At 54.2% G+C, this 17689-nt stretch carries 11 protein-coding genes and 2 pseudogenes; 7 read left to right on the plus strand and 6 right to left on the minus strand.

Annotated features, from left to right (window positions below):
* Window positions 1-267 precede the first annotated feature (267 nt).
* On the plus strand, window positions 268-1341 hold the full coding sequence (locus tag FBQ85_12350) for an efflux RND transporter periplasmic adaptor subunit (GenBank protein MDL1875946.1): 1074 nt from the start codon (window positions 268-270) through the stop codon (window positions 1339-1341).
* A 31-nt stretch (window positions 1342-1372) separates the two neighbouring features.
* On the opposite strand, the gene FBQ85_12355 is transcribed toward FBQ85_12350, so the two are convergent.
* On the minus strand, window positions 1373-1654 hold the full coding sequence (locus FBQ85_12355; GenBank protein MDL1875947.1) for a Fis family transcriptional regulator: 282 nt from the start codon (window positions 1652-1654) through the stop codon (window positions 1373-1375).
* Window positions 1651-2003 (minus strand): annotated as a pseudogene (locus FBQ85_12360) (type II toxin-antitoxin system RelE/ParE family toxin). The gene FBQ85_12355 and the pseudogene FBQ85_12360 overlap by 4 nt, the downstream one beginning before the upstream one ends.
* A gap of 85 nt (window positions 2004-2088) precedes the next feature.
* Between FBQ85_12360 and FBQ85_12365 the strand changes: the two are divergent.
* The 3 genes and pseudogenes from FBQ85_12365 to FBQ85_12375 all read left to right on the plus strand — a co-directional run bounded on the left by FBQ85_12365 (window position 2089) and on the right by FBQ85_12375 (window position 6826).
* Window positions 2089-5681 (plus strand): annotated as a pseudogene (locus FBQ85_12365) (efflux RND transporter permease subunit).
* 125 nt (window positions 5682-5806) lie between these two features.
* Window positions 5807-6214 (plus strand): hypothetical protein, encoded by a 408-nt coding sequence (locus FBQ85_12370; GenBank protein ID MDL1875948.1) that lies wholly within the window; start codon window positions 5807-5809, stop codon window positions 6212-6214.
* 51 nt (window positions 6215-6265) lie between these two features.
* On the plus strand, window positions 6266-6826 hold the full coding sequence (locus FBQ85_12375) for a hypothetical protein (GenBank protein MDL1875949.1): 561 nt from the start codon (window positions 6266-6268) through the stop codon (window positions 6824-6826).
* A gap of 206 nt (window positions 6827-7032) precedes the next feature.
* Here FBQ85_12375 and FBQ85_12380 read toward each other — a convergent pair whose 3' ends face one another.
* Together FBQ85_12380 and FBQ85_12385 are read right to left on the minus strand one after the other, a co-directional pair.
* Window positions 7033-7206, minus strand: coding sequence for a hypothetical protein (locus tag FBQ85_12380; protein MDL1875950.1), 174 nt, complete (start codon window positions 7204-7206; stop codon window positions 7033-7035).
* Window positions 7207-7325: 119 nt separating this feature from the next.
* Window positions 7326-8315, minus strand: coding sequence for a LysR family transcriptional regulator (locus tag FBQ85_12385; GenBank protein MDL1875951.1), 990 nt, complete (start codon window positions 8313-8315; stop codon window positions 7326-7328).
* Between the two features lie 135 nt (window positions 8316-8450).
* On the opposite strand from FBQ85_12385, the gene katG reads away from it, so the two are divergent.
* Window positions 8451-10631, plus strand: coding sequence for a catalase/peroxidase HPI (gene katG, locus FBQ85_12390; GenBank protein ID MDL1875952.1), 2181 nt, complete (start codon window positions 8451-8453; stop codon window positions 10629-10631).
* A gap of 146 nt (window positions 10632-10777) precedes the next feature.
* On the opposite strand, the gene FBQ85_12395 is transcribed toward katG, so the two are convergent.
* Window positions 10778-11083 (minus strand): HigA family addiction module antidote protein, encoded by a 306-nt coding sequence (locus FBQ85_12395; protein ID MDL1875953.1) that lies wholly within the window; start codon window positions 11081-11083, stop codon window positions 10778-10780.
* An 814-nt stretch (window positions 11084-11897) separates the two neighbouring features.
* Window positions 11898-13877 (minus strand): LptF/LptG family permease, encoded by a 1980-nt coding sequence (locus tag FBQ85_12400; GenBank protein ID MDL1875954.1) that lies wholly within the window; start codon window positions 13875-13877, stop codon window positions 11898-11900.
* An 80-nt stretch (window positions 13878-13957) separates the two neighbouring features.
* On the opposite strand from FBQ85_12400, the gene FBQ85_12405 reads away from it, so the two are divergent.
* Complete coding sequence (locus FBQ85_12405) at window positions 13958-15757, plus strand: hypothetical protein (GenBank protein ID MDL1875955.1); 1800 nt, start codon at window positions 13958-13960, stop codon at window positions 15755-15757.
* Between the two features lie 378 nt (window positions 15758-16135).
* The gene (locus FBQ85_12410; GenBank protein MDL1875956.1) at window positions 16136-17593 is read left to right on the plus strand and encodes a sigma-54-dependent Fis family transcriptional regulator; all 1458 of its coding nucleotides are present in this window, start codon (window positions 16136-16138) and stop codon (window positions 17591-17593) included.
* The last annotated feature ends 96 nt before the right edge of the window (window positions 17594-17689 follow it).

A 17689-nucleotide genomic window follows, 5' to 3' on the forward strand; every position in this document is an offset into this window, starting at 1 on the left:
TTGTTTTTGAGAAATTTTTATTTTTAGCTTTTTCTGAAGCTAACTCGTTATTCTTCGTTCGTCCAAAACCAATTTTTGAGCTTAACCGGACAGCAGTGATACGAAATAACATGCTCAAAATCAAGCCGTCCATGCTTGCTCAGATTACACCGCGAATTACACCTTTTGATGCATGAGGCTACACCCAGCCGTTTGTTATATTGATCATGTAAGTTGGTTTGACTCGAATCCGGCGAATGCACTTCATCATAATTTGGAGAAAATAACATGAAAAGAATTCTCAATCTATTTTGTGTTGCGGCCATTGTGTTTGCTGCTTGCAACAAGCATGAAGAGCGCATCGCGCAGCCGACACCCGTGACGGTGTGGACGGTTGCGAACACGGCAGGTGAGAATGGCCTGCGTTACTCCGCCAACATCAAGCCGGATGTGCAGGTTGATCTCGCGTTCAAAGCCAGCGGCTATGTCGAAGAGATCTTTCAAGTGACCGGAGTTGATGGCCGGCGGCGCAACGTGCAGGAAGGCGATTTCATCAAAAAAGGAACGGTAATGGCCCGTGTACGGGCCAATGAATATCGCGACCGAGTTGCAGAGGCGCAAGCAGGTCTCACCAAAGCCAAGTCGGATTTCGATCGCGCTGCCAAGCTGTTCGAAAATCAATCCGTTTCCAAAGCGGATTATGACGCGGCTTATGCCGGCTACACCGCGGCGCAAGCGCGCTACGATCAAGCGGCGCAAGCGCTGCGAGATTGCGCGTTGCAAGCGCTGATGGACGGTTTCGTGTTGCGCAGAAACGTCGAAGTGGGAACGTTGGCTGCCCTCGGCATGCCCGGATTCGTACTCGCTGACACGCGCGCCGTCAAAGCCGTCTTCGGCGTGCCGGACATGATCGTCGGCCAAATGAAAATGGGCGATTATCAAATCGTCACGACCGAGGCCATTTCCGGCGTGGATTTTCGCGGCCGCATTACGCGCATCGCGCCTTCGGCTGATCCGAACAGCCGTGTCTTCGAGATGGAGTGCACGATTCCGAATCCGGACAATCGCCTTAAAGCCGGCATGATCGCGGCGTTGAAAATTGCAGCGCAAGCATCGTCTCCGTCGGCCCTGTTATTGCCGCTGAATGCGATCGTGCGCCCGCGCCATGATCCGAAAGGCTACACGGTTTTTGTCGTGGAAGAATCAAATGGCAAATCCACCGCGCGCGAGAGAAAAATAAATTTGGGAGACGTGGTCGGAAACTCGATTTCAGTGAATGCAGGATTGCAAGGCGGGGAAAAGGTGATCGTGCGCGGCGCGACGCTGGTGGTAGATTCGCAGGAAGTGAGGATTATCCCTTAGCGCACTTTTATTTAGTTTTTCTTGAAGAAAATCAAATAAGCTGAATTTTTAGCCGTTTTCCCAATACTGCGGCAGCACGTTCTAAAGTATGCAAAGTGACAGAGCCATTTTGAGGATCGAGCAAACGATCGAGCGCTGCGCGGCTGGTTTGCATACGCTTCGCCAGCGTGGCTTTGGAAATGTTGTGACTTTTCATGATTTGGGCGAGCTGAAAAGCAATGACTCGTTTTACGGCTACGGCTTCCGCTTCTGCGAGCAAGCCTTCTTCTTCAAGAAACTTGTCAAAATTGCTGCCGAGGTTTTTTTTGCTCATTGATTTCTCCTGAGAGTTGACAATCGCTTTCTTGCAAGGCTCAGATCAGTCGGCGGCATTTTTTGAGATTTCTTGATAAAGCCGTGCAAGAGCACCATAACGTTCTGATGAACCGTAAAGAGCACACGAGCAATCCGATTGTCCAAATCGGATCGAACTTCCCATAACCCGGTCTCGATTTTTCGAACCAGAGGCATTCCCAATGGCCAGCCAAACTGCACACAGTCTTGATGTCTTCGCCAATGACCTTCTTTTCAGCTCGTGGCAGGCTTCGCAGCCATTCTCGAACAGGTTCCCTTCCGGAATCGGTTCGATAAAAAACGACCTGTAATCGTAGGTGATCCTTCATTTGAATGCAGTGTACCAATTTTGATACTCAATGTCAAGGGTCGAAATTCCGAAAAAAAATAAATTCGAGAATGAGAGAAAACAAAATGGCTCACAAATCTGACAACTGGTTCATCCCAAACACCCACAACACCGCGCGCTTCTTCACCGAGAACCGCCACATTTCGTGGATAGTGCTGATCGCGACGTTCGTGTGGGCGTGTTCGGATATTTGAACATGCCGCAACGCAAAGACCCGGACATCCCGGTGCGTGTCGCCGTGGCAATCTGCCCGTGGCCCGGCGTGGCGACCGAGAAAGTCGAGCAACTCGTCACGCGCAAGATCGAAGAGAAAATGGCTGAGAATATCACCGTTAAAAGAATCGAATCGACCACGCGCGTCGGCGTTTCATTCGTCTACGTCACGTTGCAAGACAATATCGAAGAGACCGGCAAGCAATTCGACGACATCAAGCTCAAGCTCGACGATCTCCAAGCCTCGTTGCCGGACGGCGTGCAGCCGATCAACTTCATCAAAGATTTCGGCAGTACGGCGGCGCTCATGCTCACCGTCGCCAGCCCGAAGATCGGCGAAGTGGAAATTTCGTTGCGTGCCAAAGCGGTAGAACGCGCGCTCGAACAAGCCCGCGCCCCGCTTTACACCAATGGTGCCAACGAGCGCATGGCGATCATCTATTGGTTCCCGCCCTCGGTCGAGCAAGATTTGGCCAAACGCCGCTTCGAAGCCTTCGCTCGATTAGCACAAAACGAAGGCGTCCTTCGCGATCCGCGTCTCATCGAAGGCTCGGGTTTCCTCGGCGTCGATGGCATCTCGGATTATGACGACGCGAAGATGCACGCCTACATTCAGCATTACATCAAAGATCATCTGCGCACTGCGGAGCTGCATCCGGACGGCTGGCCGCCGATCGTCATTCGCAACCTCGAAGAGACTGAAAAGAAATTTGCCGGACCTGCCGACGATAAATATACCTATCGCGAGCTGAATGAATTCACCGAGCTGATCAAGCGTACGATACAAACCGTTCCGCAAGCGTCCAAAGTGGATCGCGCCGGTGTGTTGAATGAGGCTGTGTACCTTGCGTATTCGTAGGAACGTTTGGCGGCGTATGGCGCGCAAGCAAACAACCTGCGCGATATTCTCAGCGCGCGCAACACCACGCTGCCCGGCGGCGTGGTGGAATACGAAGGAAAAAATCTCGCCATCGCGCCCACCGGCGAATTTAAAAGCGAAAAAGAAATCGGCGGCGTCATCGTCGCCGCTTCGCCAAACGGCTCGCCGGTTTACTTGGGCGATATGGTGGAGATCAATCGCAGCTATGACAGCCCGCCGCGCTTTATGAATTTTTACACATGGCGCGATGCGCAGGGCAACTGGCAGCGCTCGCGCGCCATCACGCTCGCCATTCAAATGCGGCCCGGCGAGCAGATCGGCGAATTCGACGAAGCCATTGACGAAGCGCTGGCGAATGTCAAGCATCGGTTGCCGGAAGATTTGATCTTCGCGCGCACTTCCGATCAGCCGCTGCAAGTCGCCGAAAACATCGATCTGTTCATGAGCAGCTTGTACGAAGCCATCGCGCTCGTCGTGCTCATCGCGCTCGTTGGCTTTTGGGAATGGCGCTCCGCCGTGCTGATGGCGCTTTCCATTCCGCTGACACTGGCGATGACGTTCGGCATGATGTACGTGCTCGGCGTCGATTTGCAGCAAGTCTCCATCGCTTCACTGATCATCGCGCTCGGCCTGCTCGTCGATGATCCGGTCTTGGCCGGCGACGCGATCAAACGCGATCTCGCCATCGGCCACAAGCCCATCATTGCCGCGTGGCTCGGGCCGACGAAACTCGCGACGGCAATTCTGTACGCCACCATCACGAACATTGTGGCCTACCTGCCGTTTCTCATGCTTACCGGCGACATGGGCCGGTTTCTCTACAGCCTGCCGATTGTGTTGACGTGCTCGCTCGTGGCTTCGCGATTGGTGTCGATGACGTTTATTCCGTTGCTCGGTTATTATCTGCTGCGGCCGAGCAAGAAGAAAGATCTGGCGATAGCAGAACGCCGTAACCGAGGATTTGCCGGATGGTATTACAAAGTCGGGCATTGGGCCATCGCGCATCGCTGGAAAGTTCTTGGCGGCTCGCTGGCATTTCTGGCGCTGGGTGGATTTTTCGGTTCGCAACTGAAGACGCAATTCACGCCCAAAGATCTTTCTTATCTTTCTTATATCGATGTGTGGTTGCCGGAAGACGCGCCGCTCTCGGCAACGCGGGAAACGGCCGAACGCGTGGAAGCGATCACGCGGCGCGTGATTGATGAATATGGCAAAGCACACGCGGAAGATGATAGGCCTCTCGACATTCTGGAATCACTCACGACTTTTGTCGGCGGCGGCGGACCGAGATTTTGGTTTTCGGTCGCGCCCGAACCGCAACAAACAAACTATGCGCAAATCATCGTGCAACTCAAAGACAAGCACCTGACGCATCATCTCATTGAGCCGTTGCAGGCCGCGTTTTCCGCCGAAATACCCGGCGCGCGAATCGACATGCGGCAGCTCGAGACCAGCGCCATCGGCATTCCGGTTGCGATTCGCCTTTCCGGCGATGATCTGCACACGCTGCGTACCGAGGCAGAAAGACTGAAAAACATTTTTCGCGCCCTCCCGCTGGCCGATCGCGTGCAAGACAACTGGGGCGCGCAAAGCTTTGTCGTGAATTTGGAAGTCGATCCTGATCGCGCTAATCTCGCCGGCGTGACGAACTTGGACGTCGCGGTCTCCTCGGCGATGGGCATGAACGGTTATTCGGTAGCGGTTTTGCGGGAAGGTGACAAGCAAATTCCGGTGATCGCGCGCATGCGCATGGAGGAACGCAACCAGCTTGCGGATTTGCAGAACTTTTATGTCTATTCGACACAAACCGGAAAGAAAGTGCCGCTGCGGCAAATCTCTTCGATGAGTTATAGCATGCAAACGGAAAAAATTCAGCGGCGCAATCAATTCCGTACCATCACGATCTCATGCTTTCCCGCGGCGGGCGTGCTGGCCTCGGAAGTGTTGAATGCTGCCATGCCGCAGGTGCAGGAATTTGAAAGAGCGCTGCCGCCCGGCTACCAGATGGAAATCGGCGGAGAGTATGAAGAGCAAGTCAAAGGATTCGGTGAACTGGGAATAGTGATGGGTATCTCCATCGCGATGATTTTCATGGCGCTGGTCGTGCAATTCAAGAATGCGGTGAAGCCGCTGCTCGTCTTCGCCGCCATTCCCTACGGCATCGTCGGCGCATTGGCGGCGCTGTGGATTATGGATATGCCGTTCGGCTTCATGGGCTTTCTCGGCGTCGCGAGCCTCGTCGGCGTCATCGTCAGCCACGTTATCGTGCTGTTTGATTTCATCGAAGAGGCGCACGAACGCGGCGAGTCACTGATCGAGTCTCTGCTCGACGCCGGCATCATGCGCTTGCGGCCAGTGATGATCACCGTCGGCGCCACCGTGTTCGCTCTATTCCCATTAGCTGCGCACGGCGGCCCGCTGTGGGAACCGCTCTGCTACGCGCAAATCGGCGGTCTCACCGTCGCCACGTTCATTACGCTACTGCTCGTGCCGGTGCTGTACGCGATCTTTGTGCTGGATTTGAAGATTGTGAAGTGGGAGAAGACGGCCGACCATGATATCTAGAAGTTTTTCATCAGCACCATCGTGATCTTTTAAAAACGACGCAAAATATCGTATCCTTTCGGTGAACCCGTATCCGAAACGATGTCGGGTTCATTGAAGGCGTGGTTTGGTGCGACCCGCGGGGGATGAAATCGCCGGAGTTCTGGCCGCAGGAGTTGGCAGCGCTTTTTCAGATGATGCGTGTTGAGCCAATACCGGCACGGATAATAGCCGAGGCTTACTTGTCGACAGAACTCTGTTTGCCAAAGTCCATTCACGAAAAATCGTTCGACCTTTTCAAGCATCTCTTGCGCGTGTGTCTGATCGCAATGCCGCTGTTCCAGCCGTTCTCCCTTGTAATTCGACACAACATCAAACCTCGAATCGAACAAAAAAGATGGTTTCAACGAGTGATACCCACACGTGAGCTCTCTTTTGCCCGCTTTCGCCTTCCACAGACATTTCCTTGGGCGATTCCCGAATACAACATTTTCGCCGTTCTTGGGTCTTTATTCCAGGCGTGGCCGGATTACAATGCCAGAAAATTCTTTTGATGATCGGCCAGGCCATTTTATACTGTGAAAGTCAAAAAGGATGAATCGGCGATGAAAAAACTCGTCTTCCCGCTGTTGATCACTCTGTTTGTGATTAAAGCGAGCGCGCAAGAGAAAGATTCCAACAACGCAAACAGGCTGGTGCAGATTGAAGCGGCGCTCAAGTCAGAGGTTCCGCGCGTGCTTTGTTTGAATGAGAATATCGCAACCGGCGGCCAGCCCAAGTCAGCCGCGTTTGCCAAGCTCGCAAGCAATGGTTATCGCTCTGTGCTGACGTTGCGCACCGATAAGGAAAACGTCGATCTCAAAAAAGATCGCGAATTAACTGAAGCTGCCGGCATGCGTTACATTCAAATTCCGGTAGTCACGGCTGCGCCAGATCCCAAGCACGTTGAGGAGTTCATCAAAACCGTACAGGACAAAAAGAACTATCCCATGCTAATTTATTGCGGCAGCGCCAATCGCGTTGCTGCATTTTGGATGATCTATCGGGTTGTCGCAGAAGGTTGGGCAGAAGAAAAGGCGATGGAAGAAGCTGTCAAAATCGGTTTGACGCGGCCGGAGCTGAAAGCATTTGTACAGTCGTATCTCGCTTCGAATAAACAGAAATGATTGTGGTTAATCTGAGAGAGTCTCATGAAGGAATGATCACAACCGAAGAACTCCAGTATCATATCATTAGCCGCCGTGAACCGCCGCATGCAGACTTGCACGTTCGGTGATGAGTCCCGGGGTGGGAGAGAAGCCCGTCCTGACTCGCATAGACAAGTCTTGCATCAACTACACCTTTCTTACACCGCATTTCAACCAACTTTACGCTATTTCAATCTGAAGTGAACTGGGAGAGCCACCCACACGCGGTATGGATTCCCGTTTAATTTCGCCGGAAGCCTTTTAACCGCTTTGATTGCTTCGTAGGTCGCTTCTGCAAGTTTCGCAGACGGAGATTCTGTAGGTTCGTAAGGGCCGGCATTCTCGTCTTCGTCAAGCATGAATTTAATCACTTCTTTTCATTCTTTGTTTGTTCTTTTTGCAGATTCGGGTTACCTTAATTTATTGTGCATCAGTTGAAGTCCGTTCGAGGCGGCTTCACAAATCTCTTTGTGAATTCTCATTGCGGCGATTTTTTGCCAGGGGTTTTGCCTGCCCTCTGCGGCTTTCTTGAGCTTCGGCGGCGAACGCCCGCAGCCGGGGCGTGGCTATAGGCGGTCCGGGCCGTGGCCGCAATCTGCCGAAGCGCCGGGCCAAGCGGCGAGCGGCTGCGCCACACGAGCGCAATCGTGCGCTTGGGTGCTGGCCGCGCAAAGCGACGAATCGCAAGCTCAGCGCGCTTCGCCTCGGTCGCCACGGCGATCTCGGGCAGCAACGTTACGCCCGCGCCGCCGGCGACCATCTGCGCCAGCGTCGAGAGGCTGGTTGCTCGAAATTCAAGCTCGTGAGCTTTTGCATTCGAGCAGAAGGCAAGCGCCTGCTCCCGAAAGCAGTGGCCATCATCGAGCAGGAGCACGTTGGCGCCCTTCAACTCCGTCGCCTTTGCAGGCGAAGACTTTGCCCCCAGCGGATGCCCCACCGGCGTGGCGAGCACAAACGGGTCTGATCCGATGATCTCGTGCTCAACATTGCCAATGTGGGTTTCGAGCGCGAGGAGAGTAGCGTCGAGCGTGCCGGCTTTCAGACTCTGCATCAAGGAGTCGGTTTTGTCTTCAGCCCAGAGAACCGTGAGGCGCGGGTAGGTTTCGCGCAACGCGGCAGTCAAGCGCGGCAGCAGGTACGGCGAGAGGGTCGAAATCACGCCGATGCGCAGCGTGCCGGAGAGCGGATCGGCGGAGCGATGTGCGGATTCCAACAAGTCGACGGTCTCGCGCAGAATGAGGCGAGCACGCTCGATGATCTTGCGGCCGGCAACCGTGACGAGCACCCGCCGCCGGTCGCGTTCGAAGAGCCGCACACCGAGCGCCTCTTCCATCTGCGCGAGCTGCGCGCTCAGAGACGGCTGCGAGACGTGGCAGCTTTCTGCTGCTTTGCGAAAGCTGAGCGAGTCGGCGACAGCAACAGCGTATTGAATCTGCCGCAACGTGAAGGGAAGCGGGCCGAGGCTCATAGTCATAACCTATCACATTTATCCAAATAGTGTCTTGGAAATATCACGCTAGTGTGCGTAACTTAAATTTCTGATTAACGCGAGCAGCCGTCGCGATAAGTAGGTAAATGCTCATCATTCACGCGAGGTAAATCTATGTCAACAGAATCAAAATGCCCCTTCAACCACACGGCCGCGGCCGGCGAAGTCAAGACCATTCGCGAGTGGTGGCCCAACCAACTCAATCTTAAAATCCTGCGCCAGAATTCTTCGCTCTCCGATCCCATGGGCGAGGATTTCGACTACGCGAAGGAGTTCCAGAGCCTCGATTTGGCGGCAGTGAAGAAGGATTTGGCGGCGTTGATGACCGACTCACAGGACTGGTGGCCGGCGGATTTCGGCCATTACGGCGGGCTGTTCATCCGCATGGCCTGGCACAGCGCAGGAACCTATCGCATCGGTGACGGCCGCGGCGGCGCCGGTTCCGGTCAGCAACGCTTCGCGCCGCTCAATAGTTGGCCTGATAATGCCAACCTCGACAAGGCGCGCCGGCTGCTGTGGCCAATCAAGCAAAAATACGGCCGCAAGATTTCTTGGGCTGATCTGATGATCCTCGCCGGCAATGTCGCGCTCGAGTCCATGGGCTTCAAGACCTTCGGCTTTGCCGGCGGCCGGGCAGACGCCTGGGAACCGGATGAATCCGTCTATTGGGGCGCAGAAGGCAAGTGGCTCGAAGACAAACGCTACTCCGGCGACCGCGAGTTGGAGAATCCTCTGGCTGCCGTGCAGATGGGTCTGATCTACGTGAATCCCGAAGGCCCGAATGGCAATCCCGATCCCCTTGCGGCCGCGCGCGATATCCGCGAGACTTTCCGGCGCATGGCAATGAACGATGAAGAGACCGTGGCGCTGATTGCCGGCGGCCATTCCTTCGGCAAAGCGCACGGCGCCGGCCCCGCGAGCCTTGTCGGTCCCGAGCCGGAGGCCGCGCCCATCGAAGCGCAGGGGCTGGGTTGGCTGAGCAGACATGGCACCGGTAAAGGCGCGGACACCATCACCGGCGGGCCGGAAGTCACCTGGACAAAGACGCCGACGAAATGGAGCAACAACTTTTTCGAAAACCTGTTCGCCTACGAGTGGGAACTGACCAAAAGCCCAGCTGGTGCGTGGCAGTGGGTTGCCAAGGGCGCGCCTGCGGTGATTCCTGACGCGTATGATCCGAATAAGAAGCATCCGCCCACTATGCTGACCACCGATCTCTCGCTGCGCTTCGATCCGATCTACGAAAAGATTTCACGGCGCTTTTATGAGCACCCGGATGAGTTCACGGATGCTTTCGCCCGCGCCTGGTTCAAGCTTACCCATCGCGACTTGGGCCCGCGCGCCCGTTATCTTGGCCCCGAGGTGCCTGCGGAAGAACTGATCTGGCAAGACCCGATCCCGGCGGTTGATCACAAGCTCGTCACCGCCAGGGACGTTACGGCGCTCAAGGCCAAAGTGCTGGCCTCCGGCTTGTCGATCGCGGAACTCGCTTACACCGCGTGGTCGTCGGCTTCCACCTTCCGTGGGTCGGACAAGCGAGGCGGCGCTAACGGCGGACGGATTCGCCTAGCACCGCAGAAGGATTGGGAAGTCAATCAGCCCGCGCAGCTTGCGAAAGTGCTGAACACGCTGGCAGGCATCCAGAGCGAGTTCAACCGCGGCCAGAAGTCCGGCAAGAAGATTTCGCTAGCTGATTTAATCGTATTGGCTGGCTGCGCGGCGGTGGAGCAGGCGGCGAAGAATGCGGGCTACCAGGTGACGGTGCCGTTCACGCCGGGCCGGATGGATGCTTCGCAGGAGCAGACTGATATCGAATCCTTCGCTGTGCTCGAACCTTTCGCCGATGGTTTTCGCAACTATCAGAAGGCGAAGTCCAGTGTGCCCGCCGAGGCGCTGTTGATCGACAAAGCGCAATTGCTGACGTTAACGGCGCCGGAGATGACGGTGCTCATCGGCGGCATGCGAATGCTCGACGCCAACTTCGGCGGCAGCCGCCACGGCGTGTTCACGCAGCGGCCGGGCACGCTCACCAACGACTTTTTCGTCAACCTGCTCGACATGGGCACCGAGTGGAGGGCCGTCGGTGCAGATCAGGAAGTGTTCGAAGGCCGCGATCGCAAAACCGGCGCGCCCAAATGGACCGCCACGCGCGTCGATCTCGTCTTTGGTTCCAACTCCGAGCTGCGCGCCCTGGCAGAAGTCTATGCCAGCGCGGACGCGCAGGAAAAGTTCGTTCATGACTTTGTCGCGGTGTGGGACAAGGTGATGAACCTGGATCGCTTCGAGTTGGCGTGATTCTTTGTTGAAGTTTTGGTCTCCTATGGCGGTTCAGTCGCATGCGAAGCGTGCCGGCTGAGCCGCCAGTCAATATCCGCAGTAAGCTGGCTGGAGTCTGCCCAGAGCTGCTTAGAAAACAGAACCGCATATTTCACCTTGCAAAATCAAGCCACTTTCTTTTTGAACGATTTTATTTTCGCATATTCGGCCTTATTTGATTGCAGGGTTTTCCACATATCATAGTTGATCTGGAGCCCCATACAAAAATCCGCGGTTGTATTGAAAAATCTTGCCAAACGAAATGCAGTATCCGGGGTAACCGATCTCTTGCCCAAAATGATTTCATTGATGCGCACACGAGTAACGCCAATCGCATCCGCAAGTTGTTGTTGGGTAAGGTTCAATGGTTCAAGAAACTCATAGCGGATTATCTCGCCGGGGTGCGTCGGTTGTCGATATTGGGGTAACATTGTGATTATCCTCTTCAATGGTACTGCACCAACCGTATTCCCAAAATATTCCAACCAAGACTGCTTAAATCTCTTGATCATGGCGGAAGATAGTGTGCAACGACATCCGTTACAAGCGGAATTATATGTTGGGATCTTGTTCGAAGATATTCAGAAATGAATCGGGTCGGCCACGAGGCTTGCGCTCCGATCTCTCCTCAGAATCGTACAGAGTGGTTTCTCGTCATACGGCTCAAACATTTCAATAGGCTGACCTGGTGGGAGCAGCCCGGTAGTAACTCTCGAACCGCAGCCCATCTCATTTTCCTGGGAGATAACTCCAGCAAACTGTACTGCCTTCGCGATACGCATTTGAAGTCTTCGAACTTTGTGCTGCACGGCCCTTACTTTTTTCAGACTCTCAATGCAGTCGCGCGAACAGCCTGCTTGCGTTGCTCAAGACGGGGAGACAGCTTTTCCACGTTCCGCATAATTGATTCTGTAAGCGAATAACGATCTGCAATTGGCCTTGATGGGCGAGGAGTGACAGAATCGGCGTCTCCATGAGGCGCAAGCGGGCGTCGATCTGGCGCAGGCCAGCCTGGCCAAACTGGGTGTCAGCGAGTGCATGAAAAAATACCATTCAATTGCATGTTTGGCCAAATCCGAGGCAAACTTAAGGGGCGATGTTGTCATTTTGGAAGAATCATGTAAAGTTTCCTGCACAATCGGATCCTCACAAGATTCTTCTAAACGACGTATTCACTCGATCGAAAACGATTTAAAATTAGCGAAGGTTGGCGGTCATTCGCGGTTTCAAAGATGAGTACGCTATTTAAATGGCAAACCTCATGTCTCTCCCCGAATCCGGCAAACCTTTTTTCCTCCCATCCTGCAGCGTTGTTCGCAGCCGGGTCACAGCTTCATTGGCATGAATTTGTACCAACCCGAGTGCAGTGGTTTTCTTCGCCAAAGCGGTTAGAATGAAGTCCTGCTCCATTAGATAAATGAAGAGTTGAAAGCGCGTGCCTTCTTGGAAAATGCATGTGAATTCACCGTCTTCCTGCAGCGCGGCTCCGAGGCTGTGGGCCATAGTCATTTGCGCGGCTGCGAGCGTCGCGAGTTTATCAACCTCAAACAATTGCAGCGAGGGTTTCGCGCTGCTCGCCAATACCAGGCCATTACGATCGCTGAGCAGCGCCAAATCAAGTTGCGCCCGGGCAACAAACTCAAACAAGGTTTCGAGCAGGGCCTGGGCATCGTTTCGTGAAGTTGGTGTGGCGAGCTGGCGCGCCTCAGGCGCTGCGTGCCATTGATGCATGAATTCCGGTTCCACCACATCAAATGTGATGGCATCGTGATTCCCGTTTGTTTTTACCTCCCGGCCCAATGCGATAAGGCGAAGCATCTTTGCGATTTTAGTTTCTTGGAGTTGCGATAAGCCAACATCTGCGCGCGCCGTCTCCTCGCCCGGACGTGCCTTCCCACGTTTTCGTTGCCAAAACAGTTGCGCAAAAATCGCCGGCATAAGGGCAATAAACCTGAACGAGGACAAACCGAGAGCGCCATTCGAAACCTGGCGAAATAGGAATGCGCCCAGAACAACTGTGGTCATATTTGCAAACCACATGGCAAAAACCGGCGAAAGTATCCGGTGATCGGCAAGCACTTCGCCGCCGATTAACGCCGTCCAATAGAAGAGAAAAAATCCCAGACTGAGGCCGGCGCCAGGGGCGATGCCACCGCGGCGCACCAGGGTTCCCAACGGCGCCCCGATCACCACAAAAACCAGGCACGCCGCCGGAATCGCATACTTTTTGTGAATTTCCACCAACAATGCCCGGATGGCGGTCTCAAGACGTTGTGTTTCGGCAAGTTTTGCATCACGCAAACCCCGCAGGCTTTCTTGCGCCGGCAGTTGTGCGAGGTGTTCGCGCAACTGCGCCATTTCCGTGCGTGCTGTTTTTACCTCTTGCCGCATCTGTTGGGTGCTCTTCTCGCGGTTGTTGCGCCGCGCTGCGTTGCCGGCAGTCATGACGTTCGTCTTTCCGCCAAGTGTCATGAAATGTTTGGAGAAGCTGATTCGCCGAAATTCCTCCCCTTTTGTGATATTGATTTCTTGAATTTCACCATTAAACAGCGTCAGCGCCAGTTCGCCCTGCGGGTTGTTCGAATGAATCAAACCCGAGTGTGCGGATATGGTGCGCCGCACCTCGGTCTGGCTGTTATCATCAATGAGCAGTTGGCGAATGGTGGTTTGACCGGCGCTGTCGACGAGCGCTTGCGCCAACAAGCCATAATTGGGAATTTCATTATACCAAACCCCGGGTTCGATTTGAACGGTTGGTTTGTGACGCACAATTTCTTCGGCGAGTGTGCGCACGCGGAGATTGTAATCGGGAAGGAGATTGTCATTGAACCAAATCAACGCGACGGCGAGCAGAGCAGCGGCAACTAAAACGGGTTGGACCTGATGCCACAGGCTGACACCACTGGCTTGCAGGGCTGCGAATTCGTTATCAGCCGCGAGACGGCCAAAAGCCATCAGCGTGGCAGTCAAAACTGCCATTGGAACAGCCGTCGCGATAATCCAGGCAAGATTCAAACCTAGGAATTCCAGGACCACGGTCCAGGCCAACCCTTTGCTCAGCAGACGGTTGAGATTACGAAACAATACTTCCAGAAGAAAAGCCAGTGTAATCAGGGCAAAGCTGAAGCAAAAGGGGCCGAAGTGCTCGCGCAAAATATAACGTGGCAGAATGAATTGTCGCATGGTTAGGCATGTTGCTAAAATGCTGAGTCCACTTGACAGCATATATACGCCACGCCGCCGGCTGCGGAATAGTTAAGTAATGCAAATTTTTTTCCGCACATGCGCTTTTTTGTTCTACAACTATGCGTGTTCTTCGGCTGGAGAGGGCTCGGCTTAAATTCCTGGTTAAACCGTTTCCTCCCTATTGTGTCTGCTGCAATGGCTGGCGTGCGACACACGAATCCCGCGAAGTGTTTTTAAAATTGAAGGTCCGCAGAATGGATCTTGTTGAAAAGGCACAAGCCACAACCTTGATCTATGTGCGGTTTTCGGCGCTAATTCTTTGTAACATCTCTTCTATGCGACGAACGGGCAAACAGTTTTTGCTTCTGCTGACGGTTTTTTTTATTTGCAGTTGCGGCAGCCACTCCAGCAGTAATTCGAATTCGCCGCGAGCGGCTGCTGTGATTGGCCTGACTAGCGATTTTGACACCCTGCTGGAATTGTGCACGGCCAACTCTGATGCGTTGCACGTGATCGAAGAGATGCTCTTCCTGACTTTGTGTGAATTGGATGAAGAGTTGAATCTGCGGCCACGCCTCGCCAAATCCTGGGACATTGGCGCCAGCGGCAAAGAAATCACCTTCACGCTGCGCGATGATGTGTTTTGGTCGGATGGGAAACCGACGACTGCCGCTGATGTTCTGCTCACCTATCAACTGGCTGTGCATCCTCAAGTCGGATATACCGGACGCGATCGCTTCGCGGAAATCGACACGGTGGCCGTGCTCGACCGGCATACCATTCGTTTCACCTTCAAAAAAAGCTATCCGGATGCCTTGTTGGATTTGCAGATTCCCATTTTGCCCAAGCACGTCTTGGAGAACGTGCCACCGGAGCAATTGCGGCAGTCGGCCTTTAACCGCCAGCCAGTTGGCAACGGGCCGTTCCTTCTCAAAGAGTGGCGCGCCAATGACCGCATCGTGTTCGAGGCGAACCCGGATTATTTTGGCGGCCGGCCCAGGCTGGATTTCGTCGTGTTTCGCGTTGTTCCAGACGAAACGGTTTTGCTTTCGAGTTTGCTCGCGGGTGAAATCAATGTCCTGTCATACGTGCCGCCCAACAAGTTGCGCGAGATTGAGCATAATCCGGATTTGCAACTGCTGCGCTACCCGGACCGCGGCTACAGCTTTTTGGCATTCAATCTCAAACGGCCGGTTTTTCATGATCGCCGTGTGCGTGAGGCCATAATCCATGCGATCAACCGGCAGAACCTGGTTGAGGTGCTGCTCAACGGCCAGGGCCGGTTGGTTGCCGGGCCGATTCCGCCGTATTTTTGGGCATATGACGCATCCTTGCCGTTGGAAGTGTTCAATCCGCAAAAAGCAAATGCTTTGCTCGATTACGCCGGCTGGAGCGCGCGCACAAAAGAGAGTTGGCGTGAGCGCGAGGGCGCCGTGCTCGAGTTTACGATGAAGACAAATGCCGACAACAAACTGCGCAGCGACGCGCTGGTAATGATGCAGGCGGATTTGGCGAATGTCGGAATCCGTGCAAAGCCGGAACTGCTGGAATTCGGCAAGCTGGTCGAAGACGTTCTGCAGCGGCGTGATTTTGACGCGGTTTTGCTGTCGTGGAAGACGGGGTACGCGGTTGATCCCTCGCCGGTCTGGCACTCGCGCGCGATTGAGAATGGCTATAACCTCGGCGCCTACCGCAATGTTCAAGTGGATTCTCTGTTAACCGCGGCGCGCTTGGAAACGGATCGCGCCAGGGCAAAACCGTTGTGGCGCGCTTTTCAACAGCAGGTGGTTGCCGATTGCCCCTATGTGTTTTTATATAATCAAGACAATGTGGCCGTCGTTAAAAAGCAATTGCAGAATGTCAAAATGGACGTGCGCGGCTATCTGATCAACGTTGAAGAGTGGTATATCGCAAACTAGTGTATTGTTTCTGTAAATTATCTAGTCGCCGCCCCTTGTGGGCGGCTGTTGCGTCAATGAATTCGCGGTTGCAGCAATGCCCCGCAAGGAGACAGGCCTGCGAAAGCAATGTAACAATGCGCTTGTGTACGGGTGCGCTGATTTGTACGAGTCTCTTATTTTGTCATCCGGCAGGAATCTTGTGTAGTCGCCGGCAAATTGCCGAGTACTTCACACGATTCGTCTGCATGACATTTTCAAGTGCGAACGTCACAAAGCTCGGCGGAATGATCTTGCGCGAGCGCACTCCCGGAAATTGAGGTAACGGGGTACAGGTGAGATGATGCGCCACGTTGTCAGATATTGGCTGATTGAGAACAAGTGAAATGAGGTGTTCTATTGAAAGAATTTGCAGACAAGTCATTCACGATTCTTGTCATTGGGGAACGTGATTTGCATGAAACCGTGCGGCGCTGCCTGCCCGAGGGGGAAGCGATTGAGCTGTGCTGTTGCAACGAAGAAGAGAAGGCGCAGACGTATCTCGCCAAGCAAGCGCCAGACATGATTGTGGCTGATTTTGATTTGCCGCGCTTCAAGCCGGTACGTTTTCTTGGCAGCCTGTTCAATGCCAGCGAGCGCCACGAGGTGGTGATGGTGGCAGAAGCGCCCACGATTGAAACCGTGGTGCGCTGCATGCAATTAGGCGTGCGCGACTTCCTGCAACTGCCCAAAGAGACCCTCAAACTTCACGAGATCGTCAAAAGAATTTATGCGCACTGGCAGCAAAATCAAAAGGGGGCCGTGTTTCAGGCGCAACAGCATGAACGCTTTTCGGTATCCGGCATCATTGGCGCTAGCCCGCAGATGCAGCATGTTATCCTGCTGATTCAAAAAATCATTGGCCGGCGCTGGGTCACCGTACTCATTCGCGGCGAGACCGGCACCGGTAAGGAAGTAGTGGCGCGCGCGATTCATTACGGCAGTTCGGAAGCAGCCAAAAATGCGCCATTCGTTGAGATCAACTGTACCGCCATTCCGGAAAATTTGCTGGAAGCGGAATTGTTCGGCTATGAAAAGGGCGCGTTTACCGACGCGAAGTTCAGCAAGAAAGGCCTGTTCGAGCTGGCCGAAGGCGGCACGCTGTTTCTCGATGAAATTGGCGACATGAGCCTGGTGTTGCAGGCGAAGCTGCTGAAAGCAATTGAGGAAAAGCGCTTCCGACGTCTCGGTGGCACCCAAAGCATCGAAGTGAAAACGCGCATCATGGCCGGCACTCACGCGGACATGGAAAGAAGCATTGAAGTAGGCCGCTTCCGCCGCGACTTGTATTATCGCCTCAACGTCATCAATATCATGTTGCCGCCGCTGCGCGAACGTGGAAAAGATGTTCTGCTGCTGGCGCGCCATTTTGTGAATCATTACGCCGTGGAATACAACGCCACGGCAAAATCATTCCTGCCGGCTGCGGAGGAAGCTTTGATGAGTTATGATTGGCCCGGCAATGTGCGCGAGCTGCAGCACGTCGTGGAGCGTGCCGTCTTGCTCGGCGATAATGCGGAAATCGGCGTCCGGGAAATCTATGAAGCTCTGGGTTTAGAGCCGCAACCTCAGGCAAGTGCGCCAGCGCCGGCGCGTGAATCTCAAGGGCCGTTCTGGGGACGTGTCATCGAGATACCTCCCGAGGGCCTTTCGCTGCGGGATGGTGAATGCAAATTGATCGAAGAGATTTTGCGCTTAACCAAATGGAACAAAACCCGCGCGTCGCAAATTTTGGGCATTTCACGGCCGCGCTTGGCGCGCAAGATTGAGGAATACCGGATTACGGATCCGCGCGCGCCGGCGCATGCGTATTCCTAAGGATTGTCGATTAAATAACTTGCCCAAATCTCAAACCGCGAATGCACGCCAATAAGCGCGAATTTTAAAATTAGCGGATATTCGCGTTTATTGGCG

The sequence above is a fragment of the Cytophagia bacterium CHB2 genome, from assembly GCA_030263535.1.
Classification (GTDB): domain Bacteria; phylum Zhuqueibacterota; class Zhuqueibacteria; order Zhuqueibacterales; family Zhuqueibacteraceae; genus Coneutiohabitans.